Below are 8,785 nucleotides of genomic sequence, written 5' to 3' on the forward strand. Positions count from 1 at the left end.
CTATAACGCAATTACAATGCCAAGCTTGGTAAAAGAACTAATTAATCAATTGTAATATTCAAACGTTTCATCCAGTTTGTTAACGTTTGATGATCTTTTAAACCGAGTATTTTCGTGGCTTGCTTTTTAACATTGCCACTGGCTTTTAACGCTGCTATAACATACTTTTTTTGAATGTCATCAGTGATTTGAACTATATCAACTTTATCGTGAATTGACATAGTAATTTTGTGATCAGGCTTACTCTTTTGAATGTTTATCATGCTATCAGCGATGTCTTTTTCATCGACAACCCGGTTATCTGACCATAAAAACGCCCTATTCAATGTACTCCACAACTCACGTATATTGCCCGGCCATGATTGGGTGCATATAAAATTTATTGCTTTATCGGAAATATTTTTACTTTTGTAACTGGGGTGTTTAGCGCCTGCAAGATTTATTTGCTCTGCCAATTGCTCAACTATGTACGGAATATCTGCTTTTCGTTGATTAAGTGATGGCATATCAATAATGCCTACTGCTAATCGGTAAAACAAATCTTCTCTAAACTTACCTTGTGCAACTAGAGCTGATAGATCTTGGTGGGTGGCGGCAATAATACGAACGTCTACATTGATGCTTTTTGTGTCTCCAAGACGTGTAACCTCACCTTGTTGTAAAGCTCTAAGTAATTTAACTTGCACGTTTAGCGGTAATTCACCGACCTCATCTAGAAATAATGTTCCGCCATCTGCTTGCTCGAATAAACCGGGATGGTCTTTATCTGCGCCAGTAAACGCGCCTTTTTTATGGCCAAAAAGTATTGAGTCGACAATGTTTTCCGCTAATGCTCCACAGTTCACTATTCTTAATGATTTTTGTGCACGTAAACTGCCTTGATGTATCGCATTGGCCATTAGCTCTTTGCCTGTGCCTGTTTCGCCCAAAATAAGTGTTGGCACTTCAGATGCAGCAATTTTTTGCGCTTTTTTTATTGCCGTTTTCATTGCGTCTGAATGAGAAGTTAATTGATCGAATGCACGATAAAGACTCGGCTCAGATGTTGCTTTTGCAGCAATGCCTTTAGAGGCTGATTGAGCATAGGCATGCGCAAAATCAAGCGGGATATCTACATCTATTACTTCATTCTTAGGAGTGGACTGTAAAAAACGCGTGTTTGATTTTCCCTTACCAATAAGCACAGATAACGTGGTCATTGTTGGCGTACCTGAGGTAAGATTTATTGACAGCGTATCGGCTTCATCACTTAGTTTTGAAATCCATTGATCAGCCACTTTAGATATTGATTGATAATCTATCGGGCTGTCTATATGGGCTTTATATACCTGAATATCTTGGTTGGGGCGATTAGCAATTGCCATGCGTTTTTGTAGAAAGCGCTCAAACTGGTTCCATTTGTCTTCATCTTTATTCGACAAGATAACGATTTTATCAAAAGGAATTGTCGATTTAAGAGCTATTGTACTTATAGCAGCATGTGCTTCGACAAGCATGTTTTCAAGATCTTTAGTACCTAGCCAGGTGAGAAGAGTATGCATCCATGAGTACTCATAAGGTAGAGGAAGTAAATTATATTACATCATATAATCATCTTTACTAACAACAATTTATTCTTCTATATATTCAATAACATCGTCAACTTTGCAGCCAAAATAAGCACACAATGAATCGATTGCTTTAGTCGTAGTAGAATATTGATAACTTGGGTTCATCATCTTTGATAATGCTGTTCTATTTACCCCAGCAGCGTCTGCAATTTCCTGCAATGTAATTTTTCTTCTTTCCTTAAATTCTTTTTCAGCTATTAACTCTTTGATTTTAAACCTAATCACTGTATTTCATCCTTAAATGAGCAAAAACAACTCAAAATGTTCCTTGTAAGAACATTTGTTTAATGCTTTAATGTTCCCATCAAGAACAAATGATTCAAACCAAGAACATAAAGAGGCTTTTATGAAGCAAACATTACTTAATGCGAAAGAACTTTCTCAAAGAATAAAGTTTAGTGCGGCATATATCAACCATACGTTGAAAGATAATGTGTTCTTTGAGGGCGTCCATTACATCAAGCCATTTGGTGGCCGAAAGATTTTCTACATCTGGGAGGAAGTTGAGCGTGAGTTATTTAAAAAACAACAACGTCGGTTAGTTGTTCCTATGGCTCGTGGAGGTGTTTGTCATGGGTAATATTAGGGCTAGAGATGGTAAGTTGTTTTTTGATTTTACTTACCAAGGGATAAGATGCAGAGAACAAACGGTATTAATTGATAATCGCTTAAACCGATCTAAATTGAACAGCATTATGAACACTATAGAAGCTGAAATCCGCCTTAATCGCTTTGTGTTCAAATCGTATTTTCCATCAAGTACACGATGCCAACTATTTTCAGAGATTGATCTTAAAGTACAACATCATTTGGCTGAAAATGTTGAACCATTATCCACACAAATCATGTCAAATATTCCAACTTTTGAAGAGTTTATTGGTGAATGGGTTGCTGAAAATAAGATCCAGTGGAAAAAAAGCCATTACAAGAATGTGCAGATGATTATTGAAAGTTATTTACTACCTGTTTTCGGTCCTATCAGACTTAACGAAATAACAAGACCTAGTTTGATAAAATTCAGAGCATCTATCTCGGAATCGCGGAGATCTGGAGTAAAAGGAGCTTTAAGTAATGATTGGATCAATCATGTGATGACACCTTTGCGTGGCATTTTAAATGAAGCAGCTATGCGCTTTGACTTCCCTACTCCGTTTATCAATATCAAACCGTTAAAAATTGATAAGACGGCTATTGAACCGTTTTCACTGGCTGAAGTGCAGTTTTTCTTGTCTAGAGTTCGTGATGACTTTAAAGACTATTACATTGTGAGATTTTTTACCGCAATGAGAACGGCTGAAATCGATGGACTTAAATGGCAATTTGTTAATTTGGACCGAAACGAAATTTTGATCCAGGAAACGCTGGTTGACGGAAATGTTGAAACACCTAAAACATCGGCGTCTTATCGTAGTATTCAATTGTCTCAACCCGTTGTGGATGCACTTAAAAGACAGCGGAAAGTCACTGGCAATAAGGATTATGTATTTTGTAATGCCAATGGCAACCCTCTTGATCATCGCAACGTAACAAAACGTGTTTGGTATCCCGCATTGAATGAAATGCGCTTAAAAAAACGGCGCCCATACCAAACTAGGCATACATGCGCGACCTTATGGTTAGCCGCAGGAGAAAACCCTGAATGGATTGCAAAACAAATGGGGCATAGCACGACCAAAATGTTATTTGAAGTCTATAGCCGCTATGTACCCAACGCCACAAGACAAGATGGAAGTGCGTTTGATCGTCTTATTGAACAAGTTAATTTTAATACCATGTTGGAGAATGTTGATGAATAAACCAATATTTGTCTGGGTTAAAAATATTAAGTTTGGTGCACATCTGCCTACTGCAAACTGTGAATTTATTTCATCCAACAACGTGGTTAACGCAATTATGACAGCAGAAACCGCCAGGAACTGTCAGTTTACTCATGGTCTGGCACAAATGGTAATAGCACACGACTATCAAGGTAATACTGTGGTTTGTGCTGTCAAACCTGTGCACATTCAATGCACTGAAGGGCAATTTATCAAAATGGTGAATTTTTCTCACAATAAGAATGAGGGGCTGGTTGGTCGATTTTTGAAACGGCTCAGTTTTGTGTCGGTTAAGGAGCTACTGCCTTTTGTCGTTTTTATCCTCAATAATGAAGAAGTACTTAAGCTATTCATGCGTTCTGAGGCCAGTTTTAAGCATCATCATTGCTATATTGGTGGCCTATTTGAGCATAGTATTGAGGTTGCTGAAATGACTTATCAAAATGCTAAACATCTAGGTCATTCAGACATAGAGTGCCAAACAGGCCTAGTTGCGGCGTTATTTCATGATATTGGTAAAATCTACCCTGCACTCAACATGAACAATGAAAAATATTGTTCAGGCCCCCATGAGAGCTATACATTTGCCTTACTAGCTAAACCGCTAGGTGAATTAGGGAGTCGTAACAGCCGAATATTTTCGATGTTAACCGAGCTTTTAGCCGGGAAACCCTACGGACACAAGACTCGCTACCCAATTGAACATGTATTAAAACAAGCGGATCGAAGCTCTGCCGAATCTAACTATGCCAAAATTCAATTTGACGCTCTACCGTCACATTATTACTTTACTAAAGTAAATGGCAACGTGATGTATAGACTCAATAGCTCTAGCTAAATCAAGGAGGCTTGAAAGGATGAGCATATTAATGAGTAGCGTAAAGGAGTGGGCTGAGAAAAATTTAAGCTCATTGAATATTGTTAGATAAAGTTCTCTTTTAATCGTTGTTTTATACAAATGATGGGCAGAAAATAATATTGGGCATTAGCAGTTAATCTACAACTCACTCGATGAATAATCAATTCGACTGAAAAGAATTTAGCTTAAATTTAATCTAAATGATATCAATCACTTGTTAAGAAATGAGAAAAACCGCTTCGAAGGCGGCTTTTTAAAGAGTGGGATTATCCGAATATTCGACTCAGGTAATAGAGTATACTAAAGGTCGCTAAAAGAGATAGCCCGATGATAGTAAAAGACATTGCTACTGACATATTACCCTCTTACGTTATGTGGTTCCACTGCGTCTTGTAAAAAGCATAACAGCAGTCATCAAACTCCGAAATATCTGTTGTAATAACCCCTGCTAGTTCAAGATGTATGGCAAGCCAATTTCAGGTGATTACTGCAACTTACTTCATGGACTGCTCGTCTTTATCTTCAGCTTGTTTAGCCTTGAATGAATGAAAGATAATGATGTAATAAATACCCAGAGTTAAAGCACCAATGATGACAATGCCTATTGAAAACAGGGCGAGATCGTAACTCAAAAATTCTGAAATCATCATTTACCTCATTGACATGGATAGGCCCATTAAGCTTTAAACATTAGGACTAAACATTGAGTGCTAGTACAGTTAAATTGCTCACCCCATCGAATAAAACCTATATTCTGGCACAAATCCAAGGTGGAGACGAATTCCACAACTGAATCCAAGCAGGTACTGCGCAAGCTGTCATTGGCCTGGCTATACCGAAGCCTTGCGCTTTATAACATCCCATCTTGAGTAATTGTTCACCATGTTCTTTGGTTTCTACGCCTTCAGCTATCACAGAACGACCAAAAGTCTTCGATAATTCAATAATACTTTTTACAATCGCTTGATCATCCATATCTTCTAACATGTCAATTACAAAGGATTTATCTATTTTTACAGCATCCGTCATCAACTTCCTCAAATAACTTAAAGATGAATACCCCGTACCAAAATCATCTAACGAAAAACATATCCCATATTGTTTACATTGATTAATAACGTCAGCAATATGCTGAGTATCTTTTATAATACTGGATTCTAGGATCTCAAATTCAAGTTGACCTGCTTGAAAATTATTGTTGAGAAATAAAACTTCATTTAATTGTTTTATAAAATCTTCATGTTGAAGTTGTAATGGACTGACATTCACACTTATTGGTATGGTTATTCCTATGCTGCGCCATTCATTGAGTTGCTTTATTGCCTGGTCAATTACCCATTTACCTAATTCAATTTCCATGGATGAACCTTCAATGTAAGGCAAAAATCGAAATGGTGGCAAAAGACCTTCTGTCGGATGCTGCCATCGAATAAGTGCCTCTAAACCTATAATTTCATTAGTTTTCATATTTATTTTGGGTTGGTAATATAAAACGAACTCTTTGTTATTAAACCCTTTGCTTATGTATTCAAGTTCTCGGTACTGTTGCTTTATGGCTACATCATTTTCAAAGTCAAATTCATGTATGCAATTCTTTCCCTGCTCTTTAGCTCTATACATAGCCTGATCAGCATGTCGAATTAGTATGTCAGCGTAGCTATCGTCTTCAGGATAAAAAGTTACCCCAATACTCACTGTGACTGACAGGAGTTTATTTTTTATAACAAAATTTTCTGCGATTGATGAAAGAATTCGCTGCAAGATATCTCTTGCTTGTTGGTGACTGTCTAAATCATCAAGAATCAAAACAAACTCATCACCGCCAAATCTTGCAAGAGTGTCATGTTCTCGTATAACTGTTTTAAACCTATTTGCAACAAAGCACAGAAACTCGTCACCTATGTCATGACCATAGGCATCATTTACCTCTTTAAATCCATCTAGATCTAAGAAGGCTATTGCTATATTTTTATTATATCTCTGAGCTTTGATAAGCGCTTGTTGCATTCTGTCAGCGAGTAGATTTCTATTTGGTAAATGTGTCAATTGATCATAGTTTGCAGCATACTTTAATTTCTCATTGACTTCTTTTAATACCTGATTGCTTTTTTCAAGTTTGCGTTGATTATTTTTTTCATCGCTAATATCTTGAAAAATACCACTTATTTTTATAATAACACCATCAGAATACGTTATATTACAGGTCGTTCTAACGTCAATAAGTTGTCCTTTTGTTGTATAAGTCTCAAGCTCTAAGTCATATTCTTTACCAAGTTTAATTGCTGCATCAAAAGCATCTTGAAAAATCTTTTTCGAATCAGAATGTAAATAACTTACAACCAGCTCGATAGTAGGAGTAAATTCTTGAGGAGCAGTTTCATAAATTCTGTAAGTTTCATCTGTCCAAATCAATTCACCATTATTTAAGTTGAATAGCCAACCACCTAATTTTCCTATCCTTTGAGATTCTTTCAATAACTCGGTTGTGGTAGCTAGTAATTCTTCCTGTCGCTTACGAAAATCAATTTCTTGGTGTATTCCAATCATGCGAGTGGGTTTACCATCAGCATCCCATGAAATAGCTTTACCTGTAGACAATATCCACACGTAATGACCATTTTTGTGTTTTAAACGAACTTCTAACTCACAAAGGTCACTTTGACCTTGACAGTGATAATCAAAATTTCTAATTGCCTTAGGCAAATCATCTGGGTGAAGTACATCTATCCAAGTTTGGTAATCAATTGGCATTAGCTCAGATAAGCTATACCCTATAATTTCAGCCCAACGTTCATTACAAACAAGACCATTTTTCTCTACACTCCAATCCCACACCCCGACTTTGGTCGCATCTAAAACTAACTCTTTAACCTCTGTGCTTATCTTATTTTCGTGCATGGTTTATATACTTTTTAACAAAAGTGTGGATTGAATCGGCTTTAAAAAGAACAATTTTTTTGTTAATTGATCAGAGTTCATATTCCTGCTTTCAATATTGATACAAAACTTGGTGAAAAAACGAATAGTTACTCCACAATATAAGATAGACTTCAAAAATGTCAAATGAGGCGGCTTGGGTCTTGGATAATGTTAGGTATAAGAATGTAGGCCTATCGTCATAGGTAGTAACAACGCGCATTTAAACATTAGGTGAATTACCTGGCCCAGGATTTATTGTTAATTGCTATTCTCGATGTAATCAAAACATATCTAGCACTTTATCGCAGGTAAGCTTTTCCAATTTGTCGTGTACTGTGGTGTGAGTAAATCACGTCGCATCGACCATTTTTGTTCTATCCCTTGAGCGGCTAAAAATAAGGTATCAGTACCATAACGCTGGTTAATGCCGTCTAAGGTTTGCATCAATGCAGGATTGGCTTTAGATGAATTAAACATGTCGAGTTGAGTGTGTTTTTGAGCGCTTAAATCAAGCAGCCCTATCCCCATTCGGTAATATCTCACTCCTGGCCTAAAAAGTCTTGGTGCCGCCATGCTCATTGCCTGAGTTAACTCTTTTGTGCAATTTGTTGGGCAAGGAAAAGACACCAACACTTTAAAGTTTGCAGGATGTTCATCATAGGGTGAATTACTCGCGAACATCATCATGGTTTTACAGTGTGATCCTTGTCGTCTGGCTTTTGCAGCAGCAATACCAATATGTTTACTCAATGCTTGCAACAAAGAATCGTAATCTATAATTCGCTCACCAACGCTACGAGTAGAGAATATTTGCAGTTTATCTGCCCTTGCCTCATCCCATTGTTTACAAGCCAGTCCATTTAATTCACGTACAGTTCGCTCTATTTCAATACTAAATTGTTTGCGGGCTAAGCCTGGAGGAATACTGGCAAGCTCTAATGCGCTTTTTATATCCATCAATGCTAATTTTTGACTAATACGACGACCAATGCCCCATACATCATTGACATTCATAGCACGTAAAATAGCCAATCGCTCATCTTCATTGTCAATGACGCATACACCTTGGTAGCCAGGCAATTTCTTGGCTGCGTGATTAGCTGCTTTTGCCAACGTTAAAGTTGGCCCCATCCCCACACAGACGGGTAATCGAGTTTCTTTCCAGACAGCGCGTCTAATGAGCTGACCTTGACTTCGCAAGCATTTAATTGCTGGATAGCATTGTTTAAAAGACAGAAAGCTTTCATCAATGGAATAAATATGTTGCTCTGGTGCAAAACGGCCAATGATGTTCATCATTTTTAAGGATAAATCTGCATAGAGTTCATAGTTGCTTGAGCAAGCAATCACTCCTAAGCGCTGACACATGTCTTTAACTTTGAAGTAAGGAGAAAACTTAAGTATGCCAAGTTCTTTCGCTTGCCGATTTGCAGCCACAATACAACCATCATCATTCACCGTTACACGTTTTACACCCTAAAATGTTATGAAAAACCTTTCTGAACAAAGCCTGTAGCCTGATTTGTGTAATTCTCATCGATATGAAGCAATAAGTTGAGAATTTTTTAATATGGGGCTCA

General features: G+C 37.3%; 7 protein-coding genes and 1 pseudogene. 3 read left to right on the forward strand and 5 right to left on the reverse strand.

Annotated elements, in window-relative coordinates; genetic code table 11:
• Window positions 1-41: 41 nt before the first annotated feature.
• Both IEW93_RS19050 and IEW93_RS19055 read right to left on the reverse strand, forming a co-directional pair.
• On the reverse strand, window positions 42-1,541 hold the full coding sequence (locus tag IEW93_RS19050; RefSeq protein WP_188740826.1) for a sigma-54 interaction domain-containing protein: 1,500 nt from the start codon (window positions 1,539-1,541) through the stop codon (window positions 42-44).
• Between the two features lie 69 nt (window positions 1,542-1,610).
• On the reverse strand, window positions 1,611-1,835 hold the full coding sequence (locus IEW93_RS19055; protein ID WP_182745220.1) for a helix-turn-helix domain-containing protein: 225 nt from the start codon (window positions 1,833-1,835) through the stop codon (window positions 1,611-1,613).
• Between the two features lie 121 nt (window positions 1,836-1,956).
• Between IEW93_RS19055 and IEW93_RS19060 the strand changes: the two genes are divergently transcribed.
• Genes IEW93_RS19060 through IEW93_RS19070 form a run of 3 tightly spaced genes read left to right on the forward strand, consistent with a single transcriptional unit; the run spans window position 1,957 to window position 4,265 of the window.
• Entirely contained in the window at window positions 1,957-2,190 is a 234-nt protein-coding gene (locus IEW93_RS19060; RefSeq protein WP_182745218.1) for a hypothetical protein, read from the forward strand.
• Complete coding sequence (locus IEW93_RS19065) at window positions 2,183-3,406, forward strand: site-specific integrase (protein WP_188740827.1); 1,224 nt, start codon at window positions 2,183-2,185, stop codon at window positions 3,404-3,406. Before IEW93_RS19060 ends, IEW93_RS19065 begins: the two co-directional genes overlap by 8 nt.
• Complete coding sequence (locus IEW93_RS19070) at window positions 3,399-4,265, forward strand: HDIG domain-containing metalloprotein (RefSeq protein ID WP_188740828.1); 867 nt, start codon at window positions 3,399-3,401, stop codon at window positions 4,263-4,265. The genes IEW93_RS19065 and IEW93_RS19070 overlap by 8 nt, the downstream gene beginning before the upstream one ends.
• A 515-nt stretch (window positions 4,266-4,780) precedes the next feature.
• Here the strand turns inward: IEW93_RS19070 and IEW93_RS19075 are convergent.
• The 3 genes and pseudogenes from IEW93_RS19075 to IEW93_RS19085 form a co-directional block, all read right to left on the reverse strand.
• Window positions 4,781-4,936, reverse strand: coding sequence for a hypothetical protein (locus IEW93_RS19075; protein WP_188740829.1), 156 nt, complete (start codon window positions 4,934-4,936; stop codon window positions 4,781-4,783).
• Window positions 4,937-5,033: 97 nt separating this feature from the next.
• Window positions 5,034-7,184 (reverse strand): putative bifunctional diguanylate cyclase/phosphodiesterase, encoded by a 2,151-nt coding sequence (locus IEW93_RS19080; protein ID WP_188740830.1) that lies wholly within the window; start codon window positions 7,182-7,184, stop codon window positions 5,034-5,036.
• 312 nt (window positions 7,185-7,496) lie between these two features.
• Window positions 7,497-8,669, reverse strand: a pseudogene (locus IEW93_RS19085) (Y-family DNA polymerase); the annotation flags it as partial.
• Window positions 8,670-8,785: the final 116 nt, after the last annotated feature.

It is taken from the genome of Shewanella inventionis (genome assembly GCF_014641855.1).
In the GTDB taxonomy this organism is placed as follows: Bacteria; Pseudomonadota; Gammaproteobacteria; order Enterobacterales; family Shewanellaceae; genus Shewanella; species Shewanella inventionis.

Excerpts from the sequence above, each read along its gene's own strand:
- IEW93_RS19050 (WP_188740826.1), bottom strand. The coding sequence starts at position 1,541 with ATGCATACTCTTCTCACCTGGCTAGGTACTAAAGATCTTGAAAACATG.
- IEW93_RS19060 (WP_182745218.1), top strand. The coding sequence starts at position 1,957 with ATGAAGCAAACATTACTTAATGCGAAAGAACTTTCTCAAAGAATAAAG.
- IEW93_RS19065 (WP_188740827.1), top strand. The coding sequence starts at position 2,183 with ATGGGTAATATTAGGGCTAGAGATGGTAAGTTGTTTTTTGATTTTACT.
- IEW93_RS19070 (WP_188740828.1), top strand. The coding sequence starts at position 3,399 with ATGAATAAACCAATATTTGTCTGGGTTAAAAATATTAAGTTTGGTGCA.
- IEW93_RS19075 (WP_188740829.1), bottom strand. The coding sequence starts at position 4,936 with ATGATGATTTCAGAATTTTTGAGTTACGATCTCGCCCTGTTTTCAATA.
- IEW93_RS19080 (WP_188740830.1), bottom strand. The coding sequence starts at position 7,184 with ATGCACGAAAATAAGATAAGCACAGAGGTTAAAGAGTTAGTTTTAGAT.